A 26,934-nucleotide genomic window follows, 5' to 3' on the forward strand; every position below is an offset into this window, starting at 1 on the left:
GTAAGAGTTTCGCCGTACCGCGACCGTAGACTTACGATGTAAGAGTTGTCAACGAGCGGAGGAGTGGGCAGTGGCGAAACGCACCAGAGCGGGCCGGGCCGGATTGTCGCGTGCGCAGGTGCTCGACGGCGCTCTGGACTTCATCGACCGCGAGGGCGTGGCCGCGCTGTCGATGCGCCGTCTCGGCGCCGAACTGGGCGTCGAGGCGATGACGCTCTACCACTACCTGCCCAACAAGGACGCCCTGCTGGACGGTCTGGTCGAGCGCGTCATGGCCCGCGCCGTTCCCGACGGAATCGCTTCCGGCCCTTGGGAAATCGCCCTGGCCCAGTTCGCCGCGGCCCTGCGGGCCACCCTGCTGCGGCACCCCGGTGTGGTACCGCTGGTGGCGACCCGTCCCGCCGTCACCCCGGAAACCCTGCGCGTGGTCGAACAGGGCCTGAAACTGTTGTGCGACGCCGGTTTTGCACTGGGCCGCGCACTGGACACCCTGAACACCCTGACCCTCTTCGTGATCGGGCACGTCGCATCCGAGGTGAGCACCACCCCTCTGAACGAGGCCGGCGCGACCGGTTCGCAGACCCACATCGCCGAGTTGGACGACACCGAATTCCCGCTCCTGTCCGCCGCCGCCCGCACCTCCGCCGGCACCGACGACACCACCCGTTTCGAATTCGGCATCGCCGCCCTGCTCCGCGGAATCGCCGCCGCCCCTGCCTGATGCACTCTGGGTTGTGTCCTGCAATCGCGATGGAGTAGACATGGCTAGACAATCCGATAGTATGGTTCGTATGAAGACGATCTCTGTCGGTGAGTTGCGCCAGAATCCAGCCGATATGGTGGCGGATGTCGAGGCCGGCGAGGTCTATGAACTGACGAAGCACAATCGGAGGGTTGCGTTCATCGTTCCAGCGTTGTCGTCTGCCACTCTCATCCCGCCCCGATCGGTCGCGAGGGATGCGCGGACTCGGGATATCGCCCGGCATGAACTTCGGACCGCTACTACGATCGATGAGTTGCTCGAGTCCGAAAAGGGCGATTGGTGACCGACTACTACCTCGACAGCTCGGTAGCACTTCGGATCATCCTCGGTCATTCCACCGAGGCTGGGGCTTGGTTTGATGGGGTCATAGCCGACGAAGCCGATCGGGTGATCTCTTCCAGATTGCTCCGGACGGAAATCACCCGAGTCCTGCGCCGTGAGAACCTGCCGGTAGCGAACCGGGACAAAATTCTCGAGTATGTTTATACCGTCCCGGTCGACCACGCGGTTCTGCACGAGGCCGAGTCGATCATTTCGCACATTCACACGCTGGACGCTATACATCTGGCCTCGGCGCTGCGGTGCGGTCTCGATGAGCTCATCATCGTCACTCATGACAAGGACATGAGTGAGGTGGCCGAACGGCTGGGGTTCCCGGTCCACGATCCGGTGCACTGACGGGGGTGAGTCGTCCGAAGGCGGAGTACGGATGCGTTCACCCGCAAAGGCGGGACCGGCCGACGCGGGATGTGCGGTCAGGGGGCGAGGATGGTGATTCTGCCGGGAGTTCCGGCGGTGAAGGCGGGTGGGTGAGGTCACATCGGTGTGCCGGGCTCAGATCACTTCGGACTCGTCGGCGGTGTCGTCGTTGTCCGGGGTGAAGGTCGGGGTCGGTCGGCCGAGGCGGACCATGGCGCGGTAGAGAGCGCGGGGGTTGGGGGCGGGTGGCAGTGGGGGCGTCCGGGTTCCGGGGGTTGCGAAGGCGCGGAGCATGTAGGCGACGAGGCGTTGCCAGGTGTCGGGAGCGGCGTCGGCGGTGGCGGCGATGACTCCGGCGTTGGCCATGAGCAGTATGGGCAGGTCCTGGTCGGTGAATTCCGGGTCCAGGTGGCCGCTGCTCTTGGCGCGGGCGATCAGTTCCAGGAAGTTGTGATAGGCGTCGGCCCGGCGGGCCTCGAGGGCTTTGGCGGCCGGGAAGGTCATGGTCAGGACGTCGGCGAAGCCTCGGTCGGCGGCCTGCATCGCGCACACCGCGTGCACGTAGCCGGCGAAGCCGTGCCAGGGGTCGGGGTCGGCCAGCGCGGTGTCGACCGCGTGGGCGTAGGCGTCCATCCGGTCGGCGAACACCGCGCTGATCAGCTCGGCTCGGGTGGCGAAGCGCCGCGACAGGGTCGCCTTGCCGACGCCGGCTTCGCGGGCGACCGCGGCCATCGACACGCCGAGTCCTTCGCGGGCGAACAGCGCTCGCGCCGCCGCCACGATGCGGGCGCGATTGCGTTCGGCGTCCACGCGCAACTCGCCGCCCTGCTGGTCGGCGGGTAATTTGCCGGGGTCGGAAGCGGTCGTCATGGCCGAATCCTACCCAAGTGGAACACCCTGCCCAGTTACGTTGTTACACTCGGCAGGCGAAACGGGAAGCCCGTTCCACTTATCTGCTGTGAGTGCTCGGACACCCGGCCGGGTGTCGCTGATCTGTCCCTGTGTAAGGAGTCCGTGGTGAACGTCGCGTTGTGGGTCGTGGCCGGTGTGCTGGCCGTCATGTTCGGGATGGCCGGGGTGATGAAGTCGACCCAGCCGAAGGAGAAGTTGAGCGGGAAGCTGCCCTGGGTCGAGGACGTCTCGCTGCCGACGGTGCGGCTGATCGGCGTGTCCGAACTGCTGGGCGGCCTCGGGTTGATCCTGCCGGCCTGGACCGGGATCGCCCCGATCCTGACCCCGATCGCCGCGACCGGCCTGGCGGTGATCATGGCACTTGCCGCCGTGACCCATGCCCGCCGCAAGGAGTACCCGGCGATCGTGTTCAACCTCGTGCTGCTGGCCGCGGCGGTGTTCGTCGCGTGGGGACGTTTCGGCCCCTACAGCTACTGATCCACCCAGCTCGCCGACCCCGCTACCACCGGGCCATGCCCGCCATCAGCAACCGACCCGAAACCCATTCTCCCGGAGAGGAATCCATGAACACCATTCCCGACAGCCATCGAGACCTGTTCGACGGCGCGCACATCGCGACCCTGAGCACACTCGGCGCCGACGGCACACCCCAAGTGACCGCCCTGTGGTACCTCGCCGACGGCGACACCGTCGCCACCTCGCTGATGACCAGCCGCCAGAAATACAAGAACATCCTCGCGCACCCGAAGGCGACCCTGTTCATCATCGATCCGGCCAACCCCTTCCGCACCCTGGAAATCCGCGCGGACGCCTCGATCGAATCCGACCCCGACCTGGCCCTGTTCGACCGCGTCGTGCGCCGCTACGGCCAGGACCCGGCCACCTTCCCCGCCCCGCGCGAGGACCGCGTCGTCCTGCGGCTCACCCCGACCCGCGTCGTGGCCCAGGGCTGAAACCCATCCTCGAGGAGCATCTGATGCGCACGGCTCCACCTCCGTTCGCGGGAGTCAGGCCGCGTGGATCGTGGATTGTGCTCCGTCCCGGTCGATCACGCAGTAGGCGCCGTGGTCCTCGACGAATTCACTGATGTCGTCGAAGTATTCGCTGTGCGGCAGGGTGCGGGTCAGCAGGGCGAGGACGAATTCCGTGACGGTGCCGCGGTAGAAGCCCCAGACGGCGGGGCCGCCGACGATCACCGGCCAGGTGTCCGGGTCGGGACCGGCCGTGTACCAGAGGCAGTATTCGTTGCCGGTGATCGAGCCCCAGGGTTGCAGCGCGCTGGGGTCGAGGGCGAAACCGGCGGGGACGTGCTCGGATTCGGGTGGGAAGTCCGGGTCGCCGAGCAGTTCGCGGGTCAGCGCCGTCCAGCAGGCCAGATCGAGCCCGCCGTGTGGGGTGCACAGGCGCAGGTTCGCCGAGAATCGCACCGGCCCGTAGGTCTCGACCAGGCACTTGTAGTCGTGCGGCAGTGCGGTGCCGGTCTCGGCTTCGATTGCGGGCCAGTCGTAGTCGGGCGCCGGTCGCCGTTCCGGCGGCGGGAGCAGTTTCGTCAGTTCGTCGAGTGCGGTCATCCGGCTTCGATGTGATCGGGTGGCGGGTGCGGCCACGAACCTGGGGTGTCACACCCACGATAACCACGAACGGTTTGCCGTGGACCCGGATCGGCACGCTGATCCCATGACACGCAACGAGTTACGGGCCTCCGGCCGGGTCGCGCCGATCACCGGTGGCCGCAGCGGCATGGGGGTGGCCCCGGCGCGACCATGTGAACGGATCAGGCCGGGCCCAGTACCCGGGTCCGCACTTCCTCGGTCCACTGCACGTACTCGACGTCGGCGCCGTCGGGATGTCGCAGGTAGGCGACCGTGCCGGTCGGGACGGCGACCGGTTCGGCGTGCAGGGTCGCGCCGGCCTCGGACAATTCGGTGATCGTGGCGGCGAGGTCGTCGACGATCACCGGACCCGCTGTGGTTCGGTACTTGTCGACGGCTGCGGGCGGGCCGCCGATCAGCAGGAAATCCCCGATCGCGGCGAGTTCCGCCGCCTCGAAGGCGAATCGGAGATCCGGCGGAGTGCCCACCAGCCGCGTGTAGAGCGGTAGCGCACTGTCCAGGTCGGCGACGAACAGCCGGGCGTATGTTTTGAGAATCTGCACCGGCCGGACGCTACCGAGCGACCGTCGCCGGCGGCAGTACGCACAGAAAGGTGAGCGGTGTCCGGTAGCGGAGAACCCGGCGAGCGGGCGGCCCGCGCGATCGCGCTGCGCGTTTTCGCCGCGGTGTCGACCAAATGGGGCCTGCGTGTCCTGGAGGAGATCGCCGGGGGCCGTACGCGTTTCCGCGAGCTGCACCGCGCGATCGATGGGATCAGTTTCCGGATGCTGACTCTCACGCTGCGCGAGCTGGAACACAACGGGGTGCTCACCCGCTACGACCACCACACCGCCAACCCGCGGGTCGACTACGCCCTCACCGAGGCCGGTACCCAGCTGCTGGCGACCGTGCACGGCCTGTGCGGCTGGTCCCGCACCCATCTCGACAGCCTGCTGACCGCTCCCGCTCACCGGCCGGAGTGAACCCTATGACGCTTCGCACCGGTCGGAGCGTGGCGGGCATCGGCTCGGCGAGCACGGACACCTGGGCACCGCTTCCCCGGCCGCCGACGCTCCACCGTCCTGCGAGGGCAGCGGCGGGCCGGAGCAGAAGTGCTCGGCCGCATGATCATTCGCCGCACCGGAGCGTGACCGACCCGACTTGCCACTCGTAGCATGGCGATATGCGAGCGGTGGTGGCGATTCCCGGTGTCGCGGCGGAGGTTCAGGTCGCGGTGCCCGCGTGGGGGAGTCCGGCGGGCGTCAGCATGGCGGGATTCCGTGGGCGGGCGGATCACTCGGTCGAGATGCGGATGGTGCCGTATCCGGCGCTCACCGTGTTCATCGACTTCGGTTCCGCCGGACTGATTCTCGATGCCGGGGGCGCTTCCCGGCGGGGGAGCGCGGTGGTCGGGCTCGCGCCCGGCACGCTGCGCGCGGAGTGCGGGCGGGAGGCCGATTGCCTGCAGATCCGGCTGTCGCCGGTGGTGGCGCACACGATGCTGGGGGACGGCGCGGATTCGTCGGGGGCCGTGTTGTCGCTGGAGGATCTGTGGGGGCGGGAGGCCGGGCGCATCCAGGAACGGTTGCATGCCGCGAAGTCGTGGGACGAGCGGTTCGGGCTCGCGGCCGAAGTGCTGACGCGGCGGTCCGCGGCGGGGCGGGCGGTGGATCCCGAGATCGGGTTCGTGTGGCGGCGGATGGTGGCGAATCGAGGGCGGGTCCGGGTCGAGCGGTTGGCGGACGAGGTGGGGTGGAGCCGGAAACGGTTGTGGGCCAGGTTCGGTGCGCAGATCGGTCTCACGCCCAAGCGAGCGGCGAATCTGATTCGCTTCGATCACGTGGCGCATCGGCTCGCCGCCGGGCACAGCGCGGCGGCGGTGGCGGTGGAGAGCGGGTTCGCCGATCAGTCGCATCTGCATCGGGACGCGATGGCCTTCGCCGGGTTGACCCCGGCCGGGGTCGCGGGCGCGCCGTGGCTCGCGGTGGACGACGTCGCTTGGTCTGCCACGATTCCGGGGCGTGCGCGGAGGCGATGACCGGATCGCTGTCGGCTGGTGTCGAACGCGGTCGGATGGGTGCGCGCACTCGTGGTCGTGGTGCGGAATTCAAGTGGAGTGAATGTTCGTTCGGGCAGGTTGCAGGTGTCGCGCGCGGGCGAGTAGGGTCGGCCGCAGCCGATCCGGGGCGTGAAGCAGGCCGACCTCGGTGATCCGGTCGATCGACCCAGTGCCGATGCCGAGGGGGATTCGCATGAACGGTTGGAGGCGGGTGCTCGGGAGCGCTTGTGCGCTCGGTGTTTCGGGGGTCTTGGTGGTCGGGTGTTCGGACGGTGGGGGGACGAACTCCGGGACCGGTACCACGGTGTCGTCGACGGCGTTGCCGCCCGCACCGACGGGGTTCGATCCGTGCTCCGGTGTGTTGAAGCCGGTGCTGGATTCTGAACAGCTCCATGGCCAGGAGAACGCTGACTCGAACGGCAACGGCGGCACCCAGTGGCGAGGGTGCACGTGGGTTCAGTCCGACGGGTACTCGACATCGATTCGAGTTACCAACATCACCTTGTCGATGATTCGCCAGAATGGTGGTTTCAGAGTGGCTGAGGAGTTGACGATCGATGGTCGATCGGCCGTCACGTATCACGACAGTGACGCTGTAGATCTCCGGCACGAATGTCTTCTCAACGTCGGGCTGACGGGCGGAAGTTTGGAACTTTCGCTGAACAATCCAGCATCGAATCGCCTCACCGGGAGTGTGGATACTTGTGAGATCGCGAAAAGGCTTGCAGGCAAGATGGTTCCGTTGATTCCGGCATCGGTGTGACATCGATGTTCACGTTGATATCGACACCGGCTCTGAGGGTTGACTCGTATGGCCGGTGAAGAGGGCTCACCGCCAAGGCCGCTGTCGGATCTGATCGCGGAGGCACGAGAGGGTCGCTTGACGGTCGATTTCGACAGCGATATGCGTGTCAACGCTGAAGAGTTTGTGTACATCGAACGTGACTGTCAAGCCTTCAAGGACTCCATCCGAGGGCTTCAGCAGACCGCGATCAACATCCGTAATCAGAAGAAGTGGGGCTTGGGCGAGGACCAGAGCATCCTCACTTCGGCGCAGACCATAGTGCATCGGTTCCGCTCGAAAGCGGCGATTGTCGACCCGGGCAAAGACTCGGCCAACAACACTTTCGACATCCTCGAGCAGCATTACCAGATCGTGGATGCGTTGCAGGAATTGCACAGAGTGATCGCGCAGCGGTACATCGAAGCGGATCAGGTGTTCGCCGACCGGTACCACGAACTGATGGCGAACACGCCACCGAGTTCGATCGGGAATGCGGCGTTGCAGGGACCGATGCAGGCGGGGGAAGGGAAGTGGCGTTAGCCGCCCCGGAACATTTTTCCAAGACCCCGGGCGCCGACCGGGGCATGCTGACCACCATGTTTGTGCAGAAAACGAGGAAACCGCCCCGATCGAGGACCGGCGGAACCGTCCGCGCGCTGCTGCGGCTGGCCGCTCTCGCCGCAGCGCTGACGATCACCGGCGGACTGGTCGCCGCCGGTCCGGCCGGCGCCGACGACACCGGAACCGTCTGGCTGTGCCGGCCCGGTCTGTCCGATGACCCGTGCGGCGGCGGCACCGGTGCGCCGATCGACTGTTTCTACGTGTATCCCACGGTGTCGGTACAACCGTCGCAGAACGCGAATCTGGACATCGATCCCGAGCAGCGCGCCGCCGCGGCGGATCAGGCGGCGCCGTTCGACGGCCGCTGCAACGTATGGGCCCCGATCTACCGGCAGAGCACCGTCGCCGGATTGCTCAACTCGCCCGGCGCCCGGCGAGCTCCCGCGCTGGATGTCGCGTACGACAGCCTCGAAACAGCGTGGGACGACTACCTCGCTCACCACAACCACGGTCGCGGCGTGGTGCTGATCGGGCATTCGCAGGGTTCGATGATGTTGCGGGCGTTGATCCGTCATCGCATCGACGGCACTCCGCAGCAGCGGCTGCTGGTATCGGCGATCATCCCCGGCGCCGATGTGCTTGTCGCGCAGGGGAAGACGACCGGTGGTGATTTCGCGTCGGTACCGGCGTGCACCGATGGTCACCAGATCGGTTGCGTGCTGGCCTGGTCGACGTTCGCGGGCCGGCCGCCGGCGGACGCGAAATTCGGGTCGTCGCCGGATGAGCCGGATATCTACGGCAGTCGTGGGAATCTGCCGTACGGGCCGGGATACGAGGTGCTGTGCACCGATCCCGCCGCGCCGGGCTCCACCGCCGAGACCCCGTTGCGCGCGATCGTGAACGGGCGCACCGTTTCCGGATATCACGGCCGTTGCACCACCGATGGTCCGCACGTTCTGGTGATCGACGGTGTCGCGGAGGGGCTGCTGGCCGGCGCGCTGCCGGCGATTCCCGCGCCCGGCTGGGGCCTGCACGCCTACGACCTGAACATCGCGCAGCAGGATCTGGTGGATCTCGTCGCCGTCCAGAGCGGGGTCTGGCTCGATCGGCACGCCGGGGACCGCTGATCCCGGCGTTGGTCGACTCCGAGAATGAAGGTTCGCATCATGGTCGGCGCCGCCGCCCCGAGGAGATGAGAAGGTTTCCGGTTCTCTCTGTCAAAGAGGCGCGATATGTGCCACACTGAGGGAGTTCGACGGCGATCCAGCTATCACCTCGGGCGGCGGCAGCGAGGGCAGGTGTCGGCGGCGAACCAAGAACATTCATCAACTTGTGGGTGGCAGTCGAACGGTCCGACTCGGCGCATCGCACCATCTACGGAGGACATCGAACCGTGACTCTCGCACAGCACGAAAACCAGAACGCGCCACGCGGTCTCGGCCCCGAGCCGGAGATCGTCGTCGACGGCGAGCCGGTCGAGCTGATCTCGCCGGACTCGCTGACCGCCGAAATGGTCGGGCACTGGACCTATCTGGTGCTGGAGGCGGCGGCCTTCCTGATGCAGGGCATGCATCCGGTTATCGCCGACGTCACCGACCGCTACTCGATCGCCCGGACCGATCCCGGCGGTCGCGCCATCCGGTCGGTGGACTCGGTGCTGCGCTGGACCTACGGCGGCCTGGAGGCCGTGGAGGAGGGGCGGCGACTGCGCTCCCTGCACCAGCCGCTGACCATGCGCAACGCCGAGGGCAAGCATGTCAGCGCGCTGGATCCCGGTGCCTACCAATGGGTTATCGCCACCGCCTACATCACCACCGTCAACGCCGGGCCGTTGCTGATGGGCCGGGAATTCACCGTCGCCGAGCAGGAGGAACTGCTGCGCGACAACCGCCGGATCGCCAAGCTGGTGCGGGTGCCGATGAAGGGCTACCCGGAGACCCGCGAGGAGTTCGACAGCTACTTCGACCGGATGATCGAGACCGTCCTGGTGGCCGGGCCCGCGACGATGACCAGTGTCGATCAATTGCGGCACGGCCGGCCGGAACCCGAGTCGATGACGAAATACTCGCCGCTGCGGCGCGCGGTGCTGACCCGCGCCATGCGGCCGGGGCTGCGGATGATCCATCTCGCCATGGTGGCCGCCATGGATCCGCGTATCCGCACGATGCTCGGCATCGAGTTCACTCCGCAGGAGCAGGTGCGGACGCGCCGGGTCTTCGCCGCGATCCGGTTGGCCTACCGGGTGCTGCCCGACCGGCTCACCTACTTCCCGCTCGCGTATCACGCACGGAAACACCACGAGTGCATCCAGGCCATGCAGCGCCGCGAATTGAAATCCGCCGCGTATCGGGTGCGGCCGAAGCAACCGCTGCGGCCGGCCCGGACGGAGTCGAGGTAGCGGCATGACCACGACCGAATCGTCCGCGCCGGCCGAGGATCTCGCGCCCGATCCCGCAGAGTCGCCGGAGCTCCGGAAGCTGGCTGCCGACGTCCGCTGGTTCACCGGCTCACCGCTGGCCGGCGCGTTCGGCGGCCTGGCCCTGGACCAGGTCGCCTACCGCGAGATCGCCGCGGCGGTCGATCGGACCGGCCGTTTCGCCGAGAACTTCACCGACCGCGGCGTCCGCAGCTTCGCCTTCGGCGCGCTGATGGCGTTCGGCGACAGCGCCGACCGGCAGGCGTTCCGCGCGGAACTGAAGAAGCTGCATGCCGACGTGAAGGGCAGTGGCCGAGGCGAATTCGCCGACACCCGGTACAGCGCGCTGAGCCCGGACCTGTGGATGTGGGTGGCGGTCAGTTCCATTCGGGTGGTCTACATCGCGTATCTGAACGTCTGCGGGCGCCCGCTCGGCGACGAGGAGAAGGAGGTCGTCTACCGCACGCTGCGCACCGAACTGGGCCACCTCGAATTGCCCAGTCGCCGTGGCAAACTGCCCGCCACGGTCGCGGAGATGGAGGCGTACTACGACCGGATCGCCGGCACCGAGCTCGCGGACAACGAATTCCTCCGCTTCGCCCGGCGCAACTTTCTCGCGCCGCCGCCCTCGGCACTGCTGATTCCGCCCGCGCTGCACCCGATCTGGCGCCCGCTGGCGAAATACCTGGCCCGGCCGACCATTGTGTTGTCCGACGGCACGGCCCACCCGAGAATGCGGGAACTACTGGGCGTGCGCCGGACCACCGCCGAACGCCTGGAATTCGTGGTGTACCTGACGCTGCTACAGCTGGCCTGGACCCGGTTGCCCCGCAAACTGACCCTGGAACCGCTGGCGTACAACCGATATCGCTACGAACGCCTGCGCCGGCGCTACCGCAGCGTCCTGCTCGACTCGTTCGCGGCCCCCTGATCGGTTCCCGCGGCACGTCAGATGTGCGTCCCCCGGCTCTGCTGGATGGCCTGACTGACCTGTGCCGAGGACACATCCACCGGCCCGGTGTCGAAGTGGTCGAGCACCAGCGACTGGGTGGCGGTCAGGTGCGACCGGTAACGGCGCTCGGCCGCCTCGGCCTCGCCGGCCGCGATCGCGGAGATGATGTGCCGATGGCAGTCCAGCGATTCCGCCGAATCGACGGGCGAGGGATATTCACCACTGCGCGTGAGGATTTCGGCCCATGTCTCCTCGTGCGCCGACCACAGCGCCACCAGCGTGCTGACCACGTAACGGACGGTCACGTTCGGATTGAACGACACCACCAGATCGTGAAAAGCACGCGCCGCCAACGTGAACGGCAGCCCCTCACCCATCAGCTCGGCGCAGGTGTCCAGATTCGCCTCCAGCGCCGGGATGACGACCGTCGCGCGATCGTCGCGCTGCGCGCACGCGGCGGCACAGGTGGGCTCCAGCATCTGCAGGCCGACCGCGAGATCGCCGAGAGTGACGTGCGCGGCCTGCAACCCCAGCCCGAGGTGGTACGCCGCCGACGACGGATCCGGCCGATGCACTTCCGCCCCACCGACATTGCCCCGCCGGACCGTGATCAGCCCCTCGGTCTCCAGGATCCGCAACGCCTCCCGCACCGACGGATAACTGACCCCGAACTCCTGCACCAGTTGATCCTGCGGCGGCAACCGCTCGGCGCTGTCGTCGGACAGGATGCGAGCGCGCAACTCCGCAGCCACCACCTCGGCGATCCGCCGTTGCGTGATCCGCGTATGCCGCGGCCCCGTCACCGGCCCACCCGCCCGACAGCCCGCAACCGCCCGGCCCCCAGCCGATCCGCACTCGAGTCCATCTCCGGACGGTACGCCAATCTTCGCAAGTATTGCAATCTTTGCGGATCGCGTCGGTCGCTCCACAGCCAGCCTAGGGCAACAGGGCCGGTATGTGCGGATACCTGCGGTATGGGACGGTATGCGGCTGATGCTCGAAGGCTTGCCGGAGGTACGCCAGCAGCCGGGCCAGATGATCGACGTCGTCCAAGCGCCCGGCTGCCCAGGCAGCGAGGTCGAGGAATGTGTCCGTGCTCTCCATCGCATATCGGCGCAGGTATGTCCGCGGTAGCTTGTCGGCGTACCACAAGCGCCGGCACGCCTCGCGGGTACTTCGCATCAATACGGTCCTCAGCAACTCCTCGCGGTCCCCGACCGGACCCCAACACTTCTCGTATTCGCGGAGCACATCGCGCTCGGCGACGAGCGGATCGAACCCGCTCATCTCGAAGAACAGGATGTGTGCGACATCGTCCCACTGCGTCACATCGCGGCAGGTCGATTCGAAGTCCACATCCACCACCGAACCCATGATCTCGGCCCGCAGATCGTCCGTGCTCGCCGTGCAGAGCCGAACCACCAACTCCTCCGCTGTCTCGCTCGTGACCCAAATTCGGTTCTTCAGATGCGCATCGCGAAATGCTTCGGTCGAGCGGGCCTCCAGCCAGGCGCCCAACCTCCGGATATCTTCGACCGCCCCCGGCAGCGATTCCGAGTCGACGATATCGGTCAGCGCACACAACGCCGAAATTCCTTGCTCCGAATAGGGATAGCAAGTTCTCGGCAGACCGGTCACACCCGAGTTCGCGATCATGCGGAATTGCGCCAGGCTCGCCAGCGAGTCGTGCACGATCTCGCCCAGGACACGGCCGGCGACCACCTGCGACTCCGCGCGCTGCCCGAACATGTTCAGCGCGCAAGCGAGCTCGAACAGTGAGACCCCTTGCACGCCTTCCATGGTCACCGGCGCCCGGTGTGACACTCCGGCATCGAAAGCCGTTTCGTCGGCCGGGCGAAGGCTCACCGGTCTGAAGTGCCCGACCTTCGGCCGAATCCACTCCGCCGCCGCGACCCATGCCGATTCCGCTTCGTTTCCGTCGGCGCTCGTGCACCACTTCCGGGTCCGCAGCCGAGGCGTTCCGCATGTTTCCGGGACAAGCGAGGTTGACATGGCCGGGATCCAGCCGAGCGTTTTTCCGCGAGCCGGTACTGCCGGAATCGGGCCGCGCCTACACAGCCTTCCAAGTCGCGTTGGACGGGTCGCCCACACACACCATTTTCTGGCCTTGTGGACCCGTGGCGACGTCGGCGTTCGGGCCGGGGCAGGGGTCGCCGGGCTGGACTATGCGTGTGCTCTCGGCGCCGGCGTCCTGCCAGTGGTGGTTGCCGTCGGCGTACGGTTCGCAGGCCATGCCGTGTCCGGAGCTGTCGACCTGGTAACTGTCCTTCACCGGATCGCAGGCGTCGCCGGTGGCCGGGTCCGCGGTCGAGGGCGCCGTGGGCAGGAAGCTCAGGGCCGCTACGGCGAGGGCCGCGATCGTGGTGGATATCAGGTGCGGGCGTCTCATACGACCTCCGTCCGGTCGAGAATCCTGGACTTTCGCATCGTGTCGGGGCGACCTCGGGACTGCGACCAGGTTACCGGCGGGCCGGGCGGGGCGATCGGGGGCGCGGCCCGATCGTCACCGTCCCGCGCTCTCGTCGTGCCGCTGGTCGGGGTGCGCGGTGGGGGGCGGCCTAGCATGGCGGCATGGCCCATCCTTCGGTCGCCGGTCGGCTGGTGTCGGTCAATGTGGGGATGCCCGCGGACGTCGAGTGGCGCGGGCAGCGGGTGCGCACGGGGATCTGGAAATCGCCGGTGCGGGGTCCGGTCATGGTGCGGCGGCTCAACATCGACGGCGACGGGCAGGGGGATCTGGCCGGGCACGGCGGGGAGATGCGGGCCGTCATGGTCTACCAGCTGGACTCCTATCGGCACTGGGCCCTGGAGTTGGGTCGCGACGATCTCACACCCGGGAATTTCGGTGAGAATCTCACCGTCGAGGGGCTGGCCGATGCCGAGGTGTGCATCGGTGACCGGTTCCGGATCGGCGGCGCGGTGCTGGAGGTCACCCAGCCGCGCGTGACGTGTTATCGGGTCGGGATCCGCATGAACGAACCGCGGATGGCGTCGTTGCTCGTCGCGCACGGCCGGCCCGGGTTCTATTTCCGGGTGCTGGAGGAGGGGGAGATCGAGGCGGGACAGGAGATCGTCAAGGTCGCCGGCGGGCCGGAGTCGATGCCGGTGGTGGCGATCGATCGGCTGCTCTACACCCCCGACCGTCCCGCGGATCAGCTGATCCGCGCACTGCGGATCGACGCGCTGAGCCCGGGGTGGAAGGAGTCGTTCCGGGCTCTGCTCGCGGATTCGGACGGTGCGGGCAATGTGGGTCTCACCGCTGCCGCGTCCGCGCCGGCGCCGGCCTGGGCCGGTTTCCGGCCGCTGCTGGTGACCGCCGTCCGCCGGGAGAGCGCCGCCGTGATCTCCATCCGGCTGGCCGATCCGGCCGGCCGGCCCCTGCCCGCCGCCCTGCCGGGCCAATACCTGACGGTGCGTGTCCCGGGGGATCAGCCGGGCGAGCAGGCCCTGATCCGCGACTATTCGCTGTCCGGCGCTCCCGGCGCGCCCGAGTACCGGATCGGGGTGAAGGCCGAGCCGCACGGCGGGGCCAGTAACCGGTTGCATCGCTCGCTGCGGGTCGGTGACCGGCTGGAGGCGGCTGCGCCGCGCGGCACCTTCCTGCTCGCCGACGGCACCGCACCGGTACTGCTGATCTCCGCCGGCATCGGTGTCACACCGATGCTGGCGATGCTGCGCGCGCTCGCGGACCAGGGCTCCACGCGGCAGATCTGGTGGCTGCACGGCGCTCGCGACGGCACCGAGCACCCGTTCGCCGAGGAGGCGAGGGAACTGCTGAATCGCCTGCCCGGCAGCCACTTTCGCATCTGCTACAGCCGTCCCGCCGCGGCCGACCGCCTCGGCGTGGACTACACCGACGCCGGGCACCTCGACGCGGAACTGCTGGACCGGCTCGCACCGCCGCGCGACGCCTACGCCTATCTGTGCGGCCCGAATCCGTTCATGGCGAACGTGATCGACGCGCTCACCGCACACGGACTGGACCGCCGCCGGATCCGCACCGAGATCTTCGGCGCCGAACCCGGCAGCACCCCCGGCATCGCCGCGACACCGGCCCGGCCACCGCATCAGCCGCCGGGCCCACCGGCCACCGGTCCCTCGGTGACCTTCGCCCGCAGCGGATTCGGCACGAACTACGACGCCGAGCGCTACGTGAGCCTGCTCGAACTGGCCGAGGCCTGCGATGTGCCGGTGCGGTGGTCCTGCCGGACGGGTGTCTGTCACACGTGCGAAACGCCTCTCGGTGCCGGGCGGGTCGGCTACGACCCCGACCCGCTCGACCCGCCCGCGAACGGCGATGTGCTGCTGTGCTGTTCGGCGCCGCTCGACGACATCGTGCTCGATCTGTGAGGTGATGACACCGGAGGACGTTGCGGCGGAATTCAATTCAGGATCGACGCCAGCGTCTTCCGTTCCAGGAACTCCTCGAGGCCCGCGACGCCCATCTCCCGTCCGATGCCGGATTGTTTGTAACCGCCGAACGGCGCGTCGGGGTGGAAGTAGTTGCCGCCGTTGATGCTGAAGGTGCCGGTCCGCACACGCCGCGCGATCGCCAGCGCGCGCCGCTCGTCCGCGCTGAACACCGCCCCGGACAGGCCGTAGGCGGAATGGTTGGCGATGCGGACCGCGTCGTCGTCGCCGTCGTACGGGGTCACGGCCAGGACCGGGCCGAAGACCTCCTCCTGGGCGATCTCGCTGTCCGGGTCGACCCCGGCCAGCAGCGTCGGGGTGTAGAAGTATCCGGGACCGACCTTCTCGCCGCCGGTGACCAGGCGGGCGCCGGCGGCGACCGCGCGCTGGACGAGGCCGTCGACCTTGTCGCGTTGCCGTTCGCTGATCAGCGGTCCCATATAGGTCTTCCGGTCGCGCGGATCGCCGTGCCGTACGCGGGCCATGTTCGCGGCGACGAGGTCCACGACGGCGTCGTGGTCGGCGCGCGGCACCAGCAGCCGGGTGGTCAGCGCGCACGCCTGCCCGGCATTGAGAGTCGCCGCGAAGGCGGCGTACCGGGCCACCGCCGGGTAGTCGGCGTCGTCGAGGGCGATGGCGGCCGATTTGCCGCCGAGTTCCAGGAATACCCGTTTGAGTCCTGTCCCGGCGGCGGACATGATCTGCCGGCCGACCGCGGTCGACCCGGTGAAGGTGATCAGATCCACCTCGGGATGGGTGGTCATCGCCTCGCCGACGTCGATCCTCGACGACGACAGGATGTTGACGACCCCGGCGGGAATGTCGGTGTGCCGCTTGATGATCTCGCCCAGCGCCAGGGTGATCAGCGGTGTGTCGGGCGCGGCCTTCAGCACCACCGTGCAACCGGCCGCGAGCGCCGGCGCGAGTTTCGCCAGCGCCAGCTGGTTCGGATAGTTGTAGGCGATGATGGCCGACACCACCCCGGCCGCCTCCTTCTCCACCCAGCGCCGGTGCTGTTGCTTCAGATATTCGACGGCGCCGAGATCCTCGGTGAACGAATAGGTCCGGAGCAGATCGGCGTAATATTTGACGATCCCGATCGGATCCTCCAGCTGCGCTGCGCGAGTCAGCGCCAGGGTGGCGCCCACTTCGGCGATCGTCAACTCCCGCAACTCTTCCAGGTTGTCGGTCAGCGCCCGATGCAACTGGTCGAGGCAGTGGATCCGCTGCTCGACATCCGTGGCCCAGGTGCCGGTGTCGAAGGCCTTGCGGGCCGCGGCGATCGCGGCGTGCGCCTCGGCGACGGTCGCGTCGGGGGCGTATCCGACGAGGGCCTCGGTCGCCGGGTTGTAGGACGGATAGGTGCCGGTGGCGCCGACCAGTTCGCCGTCGATGAGGAGCTTGCGGTCGGGTCCGGCCGCCGCACTACCGGTTTCGGGGATATCCGAGCGATCTGTGGTCATGTCCTGTCTTCCATGTGCGTGTGCAGGGTCGACGGCCGGTACCGAGCGGCGATGTTAGTCAAGTGTTTAACACTCCGGTTTCGGAGGTGTCAAGGTCGCGTGTCCGGGCTTGCACGGTAATGCCTGTTCCGCTCGGCGCGGGTAAGCGGCTCGTTCGGAAAATGTTGGTCGATCGATCAGCAATCGAGAACGTTCGGATAGTTCGCGGGCGCGGCCCTCCCGCCAGAAAATGAAACGTGTTCTAATAAAGTCGGTCGGCGAGATCGGCCGTTCGTCGACGAAGGAGGGTCATGACAGCGACCGCACCGCCCCCGAAGCATCTCGATTCGCCGTTGCTGCCGAAGCTTTTCCGGCGCGTCGGCAGGGTGCAGGTGTGGCTCTATCGGCGCACCGGCGGGCGTATCGGCGGCAAGTGGCGCATCGGCGCGGGCTTCCGGAAGCCGGTCCCGACGATGCTGCTCGAGCACCGTGGCCGCAAATCCGGTGTGGTCTACACGATTCCGCTGCTCTACATCACCGACGGGCCCGATACCGTCGTCGTGGCCTCGCAGGGCGGGCTGCCGAAACATCCGCAGTGGTACCACAATCTGCGCGCGCATCCCGATACCCACCTCCAGATCGGCCGCGACCGGCGGCCGGTGCGAGCGGTCGTGGCCGATCCGCGTCAGCGAGCGCGCCTGTGGCCGAAGCTCATCGAGGCCTATGCGGATTTCGATACCTACCAGGAATGGACCGATCGGGAGATCCCGGTCGTGATCCTGCGCCCGCGACCGGGTCCGTAGCGCGGCGGCGCGCGGTACTCGGCAGTGCCGGAAGGGGTTTCGCCGATATAGTCGGTTCCGGGTCCGCCGGGCCGCATCCGCCTGTGGGAAAGTGCGAAAGCGTCACGATGTCGTCCTCGTTCAGCAGTGAGACCACGCTCGTCGCCGACCGGGCGGTGGCCGGCCGCTACACCACCGTCCTGAGCGCCGACTGGAACGCGCCGGTGTACCCGCACGGCGGCGTCACCGCCGCCCTCGCGGTTCACGCGATGCGGCAGGAGCTCGACCAGCCGTTGCGTTCGGTGCACACCCTGTTCGTCAGCCCGGTTCCACCGGGACCTGTCACCGTCGACGTCACGGTGCTGAGACGCGGTCGCACCGTCAGCCAGGCCGTCGCCACGCTCACCACCGAGACGAGGACCGGACTGATCGCGACCGCGGCGTTCGGCGACGATCGGCCCGGATTCGAGTTCACCGACCTCGTGATGCCGGCGGTGGCGCCGCCCGAGGACTGCCGCTCCTTCGACGAGACGTCGCTCGCCGAGGGGTTCGAGCTCGCGCCGCTGTGGCAGCAACTGGACGGCCGGATGGCCCACGGCCACGCGCCGTGGGAGCGGCATCCGCCGCAGTCCTCCGAACAGGTCTACTGGTACCGGTTCCATCAGCCGCCGCGGGACGGTCACGGCGTCCTGGACCCGGCCGCCCTGCTGGTCCTGGCCGACACGATGGCCGGCGCCATCGGCGAGCGGATGGGCAGCGACGCGCGGCGCTGGCTGGCCCCGAGCGTGGAGATGACCCTGCGTGTGCTGGAACCGGTTCGCGGTGAGTGGATCCTGTCCCGCATCCGCGCCCATCACTCCGGTCACGGCTACGTCAGCATGGAGAACGAGCTCTGGGATCCGGAGACCGGTGTCCTCGTCGCGCACGGCACCCAGCTCGCGTTCTACTCCTTCCCGTCATCGTGACCGTCGCGCACGCGCGCGGGCCGTCGCATCGATACGCTCGGGACGGGCATTCCGGATATGTCTCGGCGGACGTCCACGCCGCGTGCCTCCGGGACGCTCCCCCGCGGTGAACGAGAATCGGTACGGCCTGGCAGCCCGGTGCCGGCGAACGAGGAGGCGACGATGCGGTTCGACGAATACCGCGGATACGACGCGGTCGGCCTGGCCGGCCTGGTCTCCCGGGGCGAGGTGCATCCCGCCGAGCTGTTCCGGCTCGCCCTGGATCGCTGCGCGGAGGTCGACCCGGCGATCAACGCGACGAGCCTGCTGATGGAGCAGAACGGTAAGGAGCTCGCCGAGCGCGAACCCGCCGGGCCCTTCGGCGGCGTGCCGTTCCTCATCAAGGATCTGAATCAGGACTACGCGGGCTACCCGACCTCCGCCGGCACCGGGCCGCTGCGCTCGGTCCGCGCGACCGCCAACAGCCTCGTGGTGCAGCGCTGGCTGGACGCCGGCCTGGTGATCTTCGGCAAGACCACCACCCCGGAATTCGGCAGCAAGGCGATCACCGAGACCCGCACGTTCGGCGCGACCCGCAATCCGTGGGACACGACCCGGACGCCGGGCGGTTCCTCCGGCGGGTCGGCGGCGGCCGTGGCAGCGGGCATCGTGCCCATGGCGGGCGCCAGCGACGGTGGTGGCTCCATCCGTATCCCGGCCGCCTGCACGGGACTGTTCGGCCTCAAGCCGGGCCGCGGGCTGGTCAGCAGCGGTCCGCTGGTCGGCGATCCGTTGTTCGGCGCGGCCTCCGAGGGCGTGCTGTCACGCAGCGTGCGCGACACCGCCACCATGCTCGATGTCCTGAGTGTGCCGGATCCCGGTGCGCCCTACCAGGTTTCGCGTCCCGACCGCCCGTATCGCGATGCCGTCACCGAACCGCCGCGCCGCCTGCGCATCGGCTTCACCTCCGAATCACCCCTGGGCACAAAGGTTTCCGCCGAGGCGGTCCGGGCGGTGGAGGACGCCGCCACGCTCCTCGAATCCCTGGGCCACACTGTGGAATCCGCCGACCCGGGGATCGACGGCCGCCGGATGTCCATGGATTTCATGACGGTGTGGACGGCCCAGTCGGCCTCGCGGCTCGCGCTGGCCTGCCGGGCGACCCGTTCGTCGCCGACGGATTTCGATATCGACACCCAGGTGCTGGCGGCGGTGGGCCGCGCGGTGGCGGCGCCCGCGTTGATGCAGGCGCACGCCCGCTGGAACGACTACACCCGGGCGCTGGCCGGCTTCCACCACACGCACGACCTGCTGCTCACCCCCACCCTCGCCGAACCGCCGCTGCACATCGGCCGGAACCGGACTCCGGCGCCCGCCCGCGCCGTGCTGCCGCCGCTGCTCCGGGTGGGCGCCGGCCGGATCATCGCGCGCACGGCCTATTACCGCGGTCTGGTCACCGCCAACCTCGCCGCGGTCCCCTTCACCCAGCTGGCCAACATCACCGGCCGCCCCGCGATGAACGTCCCCACCTCTTGGACGCCCGAGGGTCTCCCGCTGGGGGTCCAATTCGTCGGCCCCTCCGGCAGCGAATACCTGCTGCTGCAGCTCGCCGCCGAAATCGAAAGCGCGCGACCGTGGTTCGACCGCCATCCACCGGAGCCCGCCCGGAACCGAACCCCCTGATCGGTCACCCCGCCGCGCGCAGGCGGGTCTCGACACCGGCGATGATGAGGTCCAGCCCGGCCCCGGATCGGTCGTGCCGCCAGGCTCGTTGCGCGGGTGACTGCGGCAGAATGTTCTCCCAACCCTGTTGGGCCGGACCGGATTTCGCGCCCGTCTCCGGTACCGGACAGGTGGTCAGCAGTCGGGCGCCGTCGCGGTGGGTCAGCATTCGCGGCCCGGGTGTCGGCGGCCGTCCGGCGCAGCAGGTGGATCCAGTCGGCGTCCAAGGCGGTGCGGCCTCGGTGACCGGGTCCCGGTCAATCCTCGAGATAGTCCAGAACTCGCCGCAGCAGGTCGTCGGTGACCGGCTTGTGGTGGGCCAGGTCGTTGCGCAGGTCCCGAAACGTCTGCAGTCGTTGCCGATCGCGGGAACCGATGTCGACTCTGCGGGTTTCGACCAGCCAGGCCAGCGAACCGATCTCGATGATGTCGTCGCTGCGCCGGGCGAGACCGTGCAAGGCTTGTGCCGACGCCTTTTCCAGGATCGTCCGCTCGAAACGGGTACGCTCCTCGTCCACGTGCGGGATGAGGACGCGGTTGTGCGCCATCCACATTCGCCTGGCCACCTCGGCATCGTCCAGCGCGTGTGGCGCCGACCGGATACTGCGGCCCCAGCGCTCGACAAGTCCGTCCCGCCAGAGCTGTTCGAGCTCGACCGGTGGGGCCGTGAGCCCCCGGCGCGACTGCAGCCGTTGTGCCGCAGCAGGTTTCGGGTCCCAGTGCCGCGATTCGGTGCGATAGTCACGCACCGCGTCCGGCAGTCCCGTGCTGGTCCGGTCCCAGCTGCCGAAAAGGTGGTCCACACAGGGCAGATCCCAGCCGGCGAGTTCCGCGATGACCGCCGCGTCGACCGGATCGACGACCTGTTCGGAGATCGTGCTGAGCCGGATCTCGGTGTCGAGCCGATCGAGCACACCCCACCACCAGTGCACCGCGACACCCGCCGCGTCCAGGTGGGTGATGGTCGACCGCGGCAGATCCGCCAACCGGACCGCGATGACGAGTTTCGGGCGATCCTCGATCGACAATCCGCACGCGTTCAGCTGGGCCGGCCAGCGGCGCACGATCTCCTCGACATCGTGGTGCTGCCAACCGGGAATCAGCACCCACGACCCGTGCCAGGCCGTCCACCCGATGATCGTGTCCCACTCCTCGTAGTCCCGAGCGTGCAGCGGGTCGACGCCGAACGTGGCCAGGATACGGGTGGGGAACGCTTCGGTGGACGGGTCACAATACTCGGCCCGCCCGTTCTCGGCAGCGATCTCGTGGAGTATCGCGTCCGCGACGCCGGCCTCGACCATCGCCTCGGGGAATACGACGACCACTGACTTGCCCAGCCGCAGTCCGGCGAGGATCTCGCCGATGAAACGCGCGGGGCCCGGCAGTCTCGGGTAGAAATCGGCGAGGGGTTGGTGGCTCATGCCAGTTTGCTCAGCGCCCGGGCGACCACGGGGTCGATCTGGTACGCCCCGTGCTGTTCGTCGAGGACCCCGAGGGTGGTGAGATCGGTGGCGAGCGACTGCATTTCGACGGGGTCACCACCGAGCAGTTCGGCGATGTCCATGATCGGCTCGTAACTGGCCGCCCCGCCGAGACCCGCCCACTGGGCGAGCAGTTCCCGGGCGTCGTCGCCGACACCGATACTGTGCAGGAATTCGGTGGCAGCCGACCGGTCCTGTGGGAAACCCGACAGGCGTTCCCACTCCTCCGCGTGGCTGCGACCGCCGTCCGAAACGTCGAAGACGGCCCGTTCGACGAGTTCGGGCCAGCCTCCCGAATGCTTCAGCAACTCCTTGCGATCACCAGGGGTGTTGAACGGATTGTCGTGCCAGGACCGCACGCCGTCACCCGACCATTTGGTCAGATTGACAATCTTCAACTCGGTGTCCGGTTGTGCGTCCGCGATCTCCCTGGCCACGCCGATCGCATCGGCGCCGAATATGACGGCCAAATGTCCCTGCGCGCGCTTCCGGATGGATTTCACCGCGTCACCCAGTGCCGCCGCGTGCTCCCGGGACGCTCGCGATGCATCGATCACGAGCAGTTTCGGCGCGCTGCTACCAGGCCCGGCGAACCTGAACTCGGACAACACCGCTGCGGTGTCGGCTCCCATGTCGCCGATGACGGTGACGTTCACCGCGCGTTCACGGCCCACAAAACTCAGCACCTGCGCGACATCGGCTATTCCGAGCGCCGCGCTGCCGGTGAGCACGAAATTTCGGGCGGGCTCGTACTTGTTCTTGACCGGGATGATCTGGTTGAGGTCGTGCACGCTGATCGGACTTCGCACAGCCGTACTTTCGCTCGTCACCTGGCGCCGGGTGAAGCGCGGATTGTATCCGTGCGGTAGTTCGAACTGTTGCTCGTTCTCGCCGAGTTCGGTCTCCAACTGCTCCTTCGTGCCCAGCATGGTGACGATGTTCGGCGACCGCACCGAGAATCGGTCGACGTCCTTGATCAGCACGCCCAGGCCGACAAGTTCTTCGAGGTAGACCTCGAATTCGGCACTGTTGAGGCCCTCGAAACCCTGGGCCCAGTAGTACTCGCAGAACACACGGATGTCGTCGGCGGTGTATTTGTCCCGGAAGGTGTCGTTCATGCACTCGATCGCGACGGCGAGCGCGATCACCCGATAGCGGTCCTCCAGCGTGATTGTCAGGCGCAACTTCTCGGCGATCTTCGCGCGCGTGCGCGAATCCTGGGTCACCGTGTCGATATCGGAATCGCGGATGGTGATCAGTGGTTCGTCCTTGTGCAGTGGCCGCGACTGCAGATGCGCGATCAGATCGTTGCATACCACCTGTATCAGTCCCGGCTGCAGATTGGTGAAGGCGAGCAGACGCCAGACGGCCTCGGGATTCTCGAACCGATAGCCGAGCGCCTCCAGCGGTTTGACGACCAGATCACGTGCCGGCGCCGCCGCCAGTGGCCCGATCAGAACGTCCCGGCCACCGTGGGCGAGGGGGGTATTCGCCACATTCTGTAGCCGCTGGACCTTGTGCAGACCCGCGAACACGGGCTTGAACCGGCCTTCCGTGTCGTCGAACAATCCTTTGAGCGGGCTGATGTTCTGGAACGATTCCGCCGGGCCGCCGCTGGACTCTTTCTCCAGGAAGGCGTCGGCCTCGTCCAGCAGCAACAGCAGTCGCCGAGAATCTTTGCCCTGCAACCATTGTTGTATGGCGCGCACCACCGGACCCGGATGGTGGACGGCGTGGTTCTCCTTCAGTCCCATGCCGCCGACCTTGGCGAGCTCGTTGTACAGAACCGGCCAGAGCCGCTGGGAATCCGCCCAGGTGCCGATGCCGTGCGAGTTCAGGTCGATGAAGATGGCGGCATGGTCCGGCTGAGCATTGAAATCGCGCTGGATCTTGCGCAGCAGCGCAGATTTACCCAATTGTCTTCCGCCGTAGACGAACAGGCTGCCGGCCCGGTCGGTCAGTGTCACCAGTTCTTCGGCGCGTCCGACGAAAACCTCGTCGGGGACGTTCCCGGCGACGACGGTGTAGTGCGCGAAACAGGTGAAGGGCAGCGTGATCTGCTGTACCGCCCGAAACGATCGCGGATACCGGGTGGCGACGAATGCCGCGGCCGCGTGATCGACCACGATGGCGCTGATCTTCTGGTCCCGACACACTTTCAGGCACTGTTGCCGCTGATCGAGGGTCAGGACCCCGTCGAACAGGATGAGGTTGGGGCCGTTTCTGGTGGGGAAGGCGTTGGCCAAGGTCTCCCGCAACAGTTTGTGATCCGCGGTGACCACCACTATGTAATGAGTTGCGCGACTGCCTAATCCGGGCACGAGTGAGCCGTCCACCGGAGTGGCGTTCACCCGGTATCGGTCGAAGTGCCGTGCGCCCGGACTGGGTTCCCGCGACATGTCTCCTCGCGTGTCGAGGCCCAGGCCACGCAGGATCGGCGCCAAGTCCTGCCGATTGGCCCGTCGATCGTTGTGGAAGAGGGTGTCCCAGTGCCCCAGCCGGTCCCGATCGCCGTTCTCCAGCACTCGGCCGTCGCTGAACTGCGCCACTACCTCGTGGATGGACGAGTTCACGGGCAGTTTCGCCCGGGACAGCGCGGTGGTGAAGGCGTCGAAGACATGTGCGCCGAACGGGCTGTCGTCGGAATCGGATGCCGGAAGCAGACCGCTTCGGGCCAGCGCCAGCAATTCGTTGGCGCCGATGAAATCCTCCTTGCCGATCAGGGCGATGATCCGGTCCCGGCTTGCCGGGTCGCCGATCTCCGCCGCCCAGGTGCGCAGGTTCGCCGCGGTCCAGCTGCGGTAGTCCGCCAACTCGGCACGCAGCATGGCGAGATCGCGCATCTGCATGTCGAAGCGATCACCGTCGTATTTCTCGGGCGCCACCAACCTGGCTTCGGCTTCGGTATAGACGTTTTTGGCGAAGTCGTCGGCGTAGGTGCGGCCGAGCTCGGCGCGCACCGTGTCCACCTCCCGGCGGAGTTTGCGCATCCAGGTGGACCGTTCCGCGGTCAGACGTGCCTGAAGCTCCGGCATGTGCCGTGCGACCAGGCTCGCCTGTCGCAGATCACCACGTGACACGAAAGCGTCGAACAGTACGAGCGGTGACCGGGGCGAGCGAAGCTCGGCGACGATCCGGTCGCTGCGGTCGCCATCAATGATCGGCAGACCCTCGTCGTCACGGTCGGCGCAGGTGACGGGCAGCGATTCATCACGCAGCACGTGAATGACACTCGCAGCGGTCGCTGTGTCCTCCGGAGCGATGATCCACTGCGCGAGGCAATGCAGCGCGGCGTCACCCGGACCTGTCACCTCGGCGGTGAGGCCGACGGCCCTGGCGGCATCGATGAGATTGTGCCGAGCCTCCTGCGTGGCCGCCGCCGGCGAATCGTTCCCGCTCGCCATCGTGGTGTGCAGCGCCTCGCTCACGCACTCGGCCACGGATTCCACCGCCTTGCGCAGCTTGGCTCGCGCATTCGAGACAATGGGATGCCGGCGCTGTTGAGCGGTGCTGACGGTGTCGTCGGCGTATTCGATCACATCCTCGGGCGACTCCAGCCGGGCGAGCGCCTCGGTCAAGGCTGCCTTCCGCTCGTCGCCGGTGGTGGGAGCCAGGACGGCTTCGAACGCCGCACCGAACGGCTCCTGTTTGCGCAACAGATATTTGAGCACTTTGTCCGCGCGCGCGAATTTGATGCGCTGACGGTCCAGATCGTCACGGACGGTGCGGGCGTTTTCGTGAATCTCGTCGATCGAGGTCTCTGCCCGCCCGCCGAAATTGTGGACGTGCTGATAATTACGGTCACAGGCAGCGAGCGTGGCATCGACCACATTTCGCCAGGTGACGTCCGGATTGACTTGGCGGGCAATGGTTTCCAGTTCCGAGCGGGGAACCCAGCCTGCGGTGAGGGCGGAGCGCAGGGTCGCCGCCAGCGCCACTTCCGCAGATTGCGGCGTCGCGAATTCCTGCCCCTCGAGCATCGTGGTGAGGCCGATCAGGACCTCCGCGGGGTCGACGCCGCCGGGCCCGGAATGAAATGCCGAGGCGGCGAGCCGGTAGGCGAGCACATCGGCCTCCGGCAGGCCTGCGGCCTGCGCCACCACCCAGGCTGCCCCGAACCTGCCGTCGCGGACATGCGTGGTCAGGTCCGCGGTGAAGTCGGGTGCGGCCGCTGCGGGGACGTCCTCGTGCGCGCCCTCCGGTCCGCTTACCGTGACCGTGCCGTCTTCGAATTCGTCGGTGGCGGTGCGCTCTTCGGCCGCGGTGGGCGATGTCTCGGTGGCCGGTCGGCCGGTATTCGGTTCCGGGCCGGCCGGGACGTCGGTCCGGGCCTGAAGTAGTTCCCGCGCCGCATTCACCGCTGTGGTGGCGGGGTCCGCACGGCCGGGCGCGGCCGTGGTCGGCGCGGAGTGCTCCTCGACGCCGGCGACGGCATCGTCGGCGGTCCACTCGCTGTCGCTGCTCGGTTCCGAAAGCCGCAGAGCGGCTTCCAGTTCCGAGATCTCGGCCTGCATATTCGCGTACGTATCCGCGAAGTTGCTGTCGTGTGGTGCGTCCGCGATCAGAGGCCGTAGGTGCTCGGCTGCCTTGCGTAGCTTGTCGAGCCGTACGAGCCGCTCCTCGTTCGCGCGAAGTTCCAGTTCCGCGAGGGCAGCGTCTCGTTCCCGTTCAGCGACCCGATCCCGTAAGGTTGTCAGGACTTCGAAGGATGCTCCCGGCGGTATCTCCGATATCCCGAGTCCCGTCCATCCGTTGTGCAGCAGCAAGTTCCACGACGAAACCGGGTTCGGCTCGTTCGGGACAGCTCGGCCCGCCCGGACATCGGCGGCGGCGGCCGACAACTCCTCGGCGATCCGCAGCGAGTGATCACGCAGGCTCGCGATCACCTCGTCGAGACGGTCGGAGTCCAGATCGGAGGCCCGGTCGAGGATTTCGGTCATTGTGGTCGTCCCCGACGGGTATCCATCGCCCGGCGAGATCCGGGCGCCGGCTCTCAATTCGTCCAGCATGTCCGTGAACTCTTCCAGGGTGAGGTCGTCCGAATCGAGTGCGAGAAAAGCGCTCACGCCGGCCGCGCGGGGTATCGGATCTTCGCTTTCGCCGCGCCGCCGGATTTCCTGCGCGTAGATTTTCGGCAGATATTGCAGCATCGGATCCGACGCCACCGGCATGCGCACCCAGTGGCGGAACATTCGTGCGTCCAGCCGGGTGGTCTTCGGTCTGTTCGCCGCCGCCCGGACCGCCTCGCACAGTGCCGGACTCGAGGCCAGCAACTCTTCGATCTCCTCGTCGCTGAACTTCTGCAAACACTGCCGGACCAACGAGCTGTGCATGCGTCGAGCATGCCACAGGTGACGGTGGCGGCGATTCACTGTCGCCGAATAGAGTTGTGGC

General features: G+C 67.6%; 25 protein-coding genes and 1 pseudogene. 16 read left to right on the forward strand and 10 right to left on the reverse strand.

Annotated elements, in window-relative coordinates:
• The first annotated feature begins 70 nt into the window (after window positions 1–70).
• The 3 genes and pseudogenes from NRB56_RS19810 (at window position 71) to NRB56_RS19820 (ending at window position 1,441) form a co-directional block, all read left to right on the forward strand.
• On the forward strand, window positions 71–721 hold the full coding sequence (locus NRB56_RS19810; RefSeq protein WP_319943241.1) for a TetR/AcrR family transcriptional regulator C-terminal domain-containing protein: 651 nt from the start codon (window positions 71–73) through the stop codon (window positions 719–721).
• Between the two features lie 70 nt (window positions 722–791).
• A pseudogene (locus tag NRB56_RS40190) lies at window positions 792–947 on the forward strand (type II toxin-antitoxin system Phd/YefM family antitoxin); the annotation flags it as partial.
• A gap of 95 nt (window positions 948–1,042) precedes the next feature.
• On the forward strand, window positions 1,043–1,441 hold the full coding sequence (locus tag NRB56_RS19820) for a type II toxin-antitoxin system VapC family toxin (protein ID WP_319943242.1): 399 nt from the start codon (window positions 1,043–1,045) through the stop codon (window positions 1,439–1,441).
• Between the two features lie 156 nt (window positions 1,442–1,597).
• Here NRB56_RS19820 and NRB56_RS19825 read toward each other — a convergent pair whose 3' ends face one another.
• Window positions 1,598–2,332, reverse strand: a complete 735-nt coding sequence (locus NRB56_RS19825) for a TetR/AcrR family transcriptional regulator (RefSeq protein WP_153344282.1) — start codon at window positions 2,330–2,332, stop codon at window positions 1,598–1,600.
• 147 nt (window positions 2,333–2,479) lie between these two features.
• On the opposite strand from NRB56_RS19825, the gene NRB56_RS19830 reads away from it, so the two are divergent.
• On the forward strand, window positions 2,480–2,851 hold the full coding sequence (locus NRB56_RS19830) for a DoxX family protein (RefSeq protein ID WP_319943243.1): 372 nt from the start codon (window positions 2,480–2,482) through the stop codon (window positions 2,849–2,851).
• 86 nt (window positions 2,852–2,937) lie between these two features.
• Window positions 2,938–3,327: a PPOX class F420-dependent oxidoreductase gene (locus NRB56_RS19835; protein WP_153344284.1), complete on the forward strand. Its 390-nt coding sequence runs from the start codon at window positions 2,938–2,940 to the stop codon at window positions 3,325–3,327.
• Window positions 3,328–3,381: 54 nt separating this feature from the next.
• On the opposite strand, the gene NRB56_RS19840 is transcribed toward NRB56_RS19835, so the two are convergent.
• Entirely contained in the window at window positions 3,382–3,945 is a 564-nt protein-coding gene (locus tag NRB56_RS19840) for a hypothetical protein (RefSeq protein ID WP_153344286.1), read from the reverse strand.
• A gap of 203 nt (window positions 3,946–4,148) precedes the next feature.
• The gene (locus NRB56_RS19845) at window positions 4,149–4,529 is read right to left on the reverse strand and encodes a VOC family protein (protein ID WP_319943244.1); all 381 of its coding nucleotides are present in this window, start codon (window positions 4,527–4,529) and stop codon (window positions 4,149–4,151) included.
• Between the two features lie 57 nt (window positions 4,530–4,586).
• On the opposite strand from NRB56_RS19845, the gene NRB56_RS19850 reads away from it, so the two are divergent.
• From NRB56_RS19850 to NRB56_RS19880, 7 genes are all read left to right on the forward strand, one after another.
• Complete coding sequence (locus tag NRB56_RS19850) at window positions 4,587–4,949, forward strand: winged helix-turn-helix transcriptional regulator (protein ID WP_319943245.1); 363 nt, start codon at window positions 4,587–4,589, stop codon at window positions 4,947–4,949.
• Between the two features lie 200 nt (window positions 4,950–5,149).
• The gene (locus NRB56_RS19855) at window positions 5,150–6,004 is read left to right on the forward strand and encodes an AraC family transcriptional regulator (RefSeq protein ID WP_153344288.1); all 855 of its coding nucleotides are present in this window, start codon (window positions 5,150–5,152) and stop codon (window positions 6,002–6,004) included.
• Window positions 6,005–6,218: 214 nt separating this feature from the next.
• Entirely contained in the window at window positions 6,219–6,788 is a 570-nt protein-coding gene (locus NRB56_RS19860; protein ID WP_153344290.1) for a DUF3558 domain-containing protein, read from the forward strand.
• 48 nt (window positions 6,789–6,836) lie between these two features.
• On the forward strand, window positions 6,837–7,349 hold the full coding sequence (locus NRB56_RS19865) for a hypothetical protein (RefSeq protein WP_153344292.1): 513 nt from the start codon (window positions 6,837–6,839) through the stop codon (window positions 7,347–7,349).
• Between the two features lie 56 nt (window positions 7,350–7,405).
• Window positions 7,406–8,497 (forward strand): DUF3089 domain-containing protein, encoded by a 1,092-nt coding sequence (locus NRB56_RS19870; RefSeq protein WP_227838020.1) that lies wholly within the window; start codon window positions 7,406–7,408, stop codon window positions 8,495–8,497.
• A gap of 266 nt (window positions 8,498–8,763) precedes the next feature.
• Window positions 8,764–9,768 (forward strand): oxygenase MpaB family protein, encoded by a 1,005-nt coding sequence (locus NRB56_RS19875; protein ID WP_319943246.1) that lies wholly within the window; start codon window positions 8,764–8,766, stop codon window positions 9,766–9,768.
• A 4-nt stretch (window positions 9,769–9,772) separates the two neighbouring features.
• Window positions 9,773–10,717, forward strand: coding sequence for an oxygenase MpaB family protein (locus tag NRB56_RS19880; protein ID WP_153344294.1), 945 nt, complete (start codon window positions 9,773–9,775; stop codon window positions 10,715–10,717).
• A 17-nt stretch (window positions 10,718–10,734) separates the two neighbouring features.
• Here the strand turns inward: NRB56_RS19880 and NRB56_RS19885 are convergent, their stop codons facing one another.
• The 3 genes from NRB56_RS19885 to NRB56_RS19895 all read right to left on the reverse strand — a co-directional run bounded on the left by NRB56_RS19885 (window position 10,735) and on the right by NRB56_RS19895 (window position 13,148).
• Complete coding sequence (locus NRB56_RS19885) at window positions 10,735–11,541, reverse strand: FadR/GntR family transcriptional regulator (RefSeq protein ID WP_319943247.1); 807 nt, start codon at window positions 11,539–11,541, stop codon at window positions 10,735–10,737.
• A gap of 133 nt (window positions 11,542–11,674) precedes the next feature.
• Window positions 11,675–12,850, reverse strand: a complete 1,176-nt coding sequence (locus tag NRB56_RS40195) for a hypothetical protein (RefSeq protein WP_153344296.1) — start codon at window positions 12,848–12,850, stop codon at window positions 11,675–11,677.
• Window positions 12,810–13,148 carry a hypothetical protein gene (locus NRB56_RS19895; RefSeq protein WP_153344298.1) on the reverse strand — a complete coding sequence of 113 codons (339 nt, stop codon included), beginning with the start codon at window positions 13,146–13,148 and terminating at the stop codon, window positions 12,810–12,812. The genes NRB56_RS40195 and NRB56_RS19895 overlap by 41 nt, the downstream gene beginning before the upstream one ends.
• A 182-nt stretch (window positions 13,149–13,330) precedes the next feature.
• Between NRB56_RS19895 and NRB56_RS19900 the strand changes: the two genes are divergently transcribed.
• Complete coding sequence (locus tag NRB56_RS19900; protein WP_153344300.1) at window positions 13,331–15,109, forward strand: MOSC and FAD-binding oxidoreductase domain-containing protein; 1,779 nt, start codon at window positions 13,331–13,333, stop codon at window positions 15,107–15,109.
• Window positions 15,110–15,141: 32 nt separating this feature from the next.
• Here the strand turns inward: NRB56_RS19900 and NRB56_RS19905 are convergent, their stop codons facing one another.
• A complete protein-coding gene (locus NRB56_RS19905) occupies window positions 15,142–16,632 on the reverse strand; it encodes an aldehyde dehydrogenase family protein (protein WP_153344302.1) in 1,491 nt (496 codons plus the stop codon).
• Window positions 16,633–16,922: 290 nt separating this feature from the next.
• On the opposite strand from NRB56_RS19905, the gene NRB56_RS19910 reads away from it, so the two are divergent.
• The 3 genes from NRB56_RS19910 (at window position 16,923) to NRB56_RS19920 (ending at window position 20,020) form a co-directional block, all read left to right on the forward strand.
• Complete coding sequence (locus NRB56_RS19910) at window positions 16,923–17,414, forward strand: nitroreductase family deazaflavin-dependent oxidoreductase (protein ID WP_153344304.1); 492 nt, start codon at window positions 16,923–16,925, stop codon at window positions 17,412–17,414.
• A gap of 107 nt (window positions 17,415–17,521) precedes the next feature.
• The gene (locus NRB56_RS19915) at window positions 17,522–18,358 is read left to right on the forward strand and encodes a thioesterase family protein (protein WP_194290911.1); all 837 of its coding nucleotides are present in this window, start codon (window positions 17,522–17,524) and stop codon (window positions 18,356–18,358) included.
• A 162-nt stretch (window positions 18,359–18,520) separates the two neighbouring features.
• Entirely contained in the window at window positions 18,521–20,020 is a 1,500-nt protein-coding gene (locus NRB56_RS19920) for an amidase (RefSeq protein ID WP_153344308.1), read from the forward strand.
• Window positions 20,021–20,024: 4 nt separating this feature from the next.
• Here the strand turns inward: NRB56_RS19920 and NRB56_RS19925 are convergent, their stop codons facing one another.
• The 3 genes from NRB56_RS19925 to NRB56_RS19935 all read right to left on the reverse strand — a co-directional run bounded on the left by NRB56_RS19925 (window position 20,025) and on the right by NRB56_RS19935 (window position 26,873).
• Window positions 20,025–20,228: a hypothetical protein gene (locus NRB56_RS19925; protein WP_153344310.1), complete on the reverse strand. Its 204-nt coding sequence runs from the start codon at window positions 20,226–20,228 to the stop codon at window positions 20,025–20,027.
• Window positions 20,229–20,316: 88 nt separating this feature from the next.
• A complete protein-coding gene (locus NRB56_RS19930) occupies window positions 20,317–21,480 on the reverse strand; it encodes a hypothetical protein (RefSeq protein ID WP_153344312.1) in 1,164 nt (387 codons plus the stop codon).
• Window positions 21,477–26,873 (reverse strand): AAA family ATPase, encoded by a 5,397-nt coding sequence (locus NRB56_RS19935; RefSeq protein ID WP_153344314.1) that lies wholly within the window; start codon window positions 26,871–26,873, stop codon window positions 21,477–21,479. The genes NRB56_RS19930 and NRB56_RS19935 overlap by 4 nt, the downstream gene beginning before the upstream one ends.
• Between the last annotated feature and the right edge of the window lie 61 nt (window positions 26,874–26,934).

The sequence above is a fragment of the Nocardia aurantia genome (genome assembly GCF_009604425.1).
Taxonomy (GTDB): Bacteria; Actinomycetota; Actinomycetes; order Mycobacteriales; family Mycobacteriaceae; genus Nocardia; species Nocardia aurantia.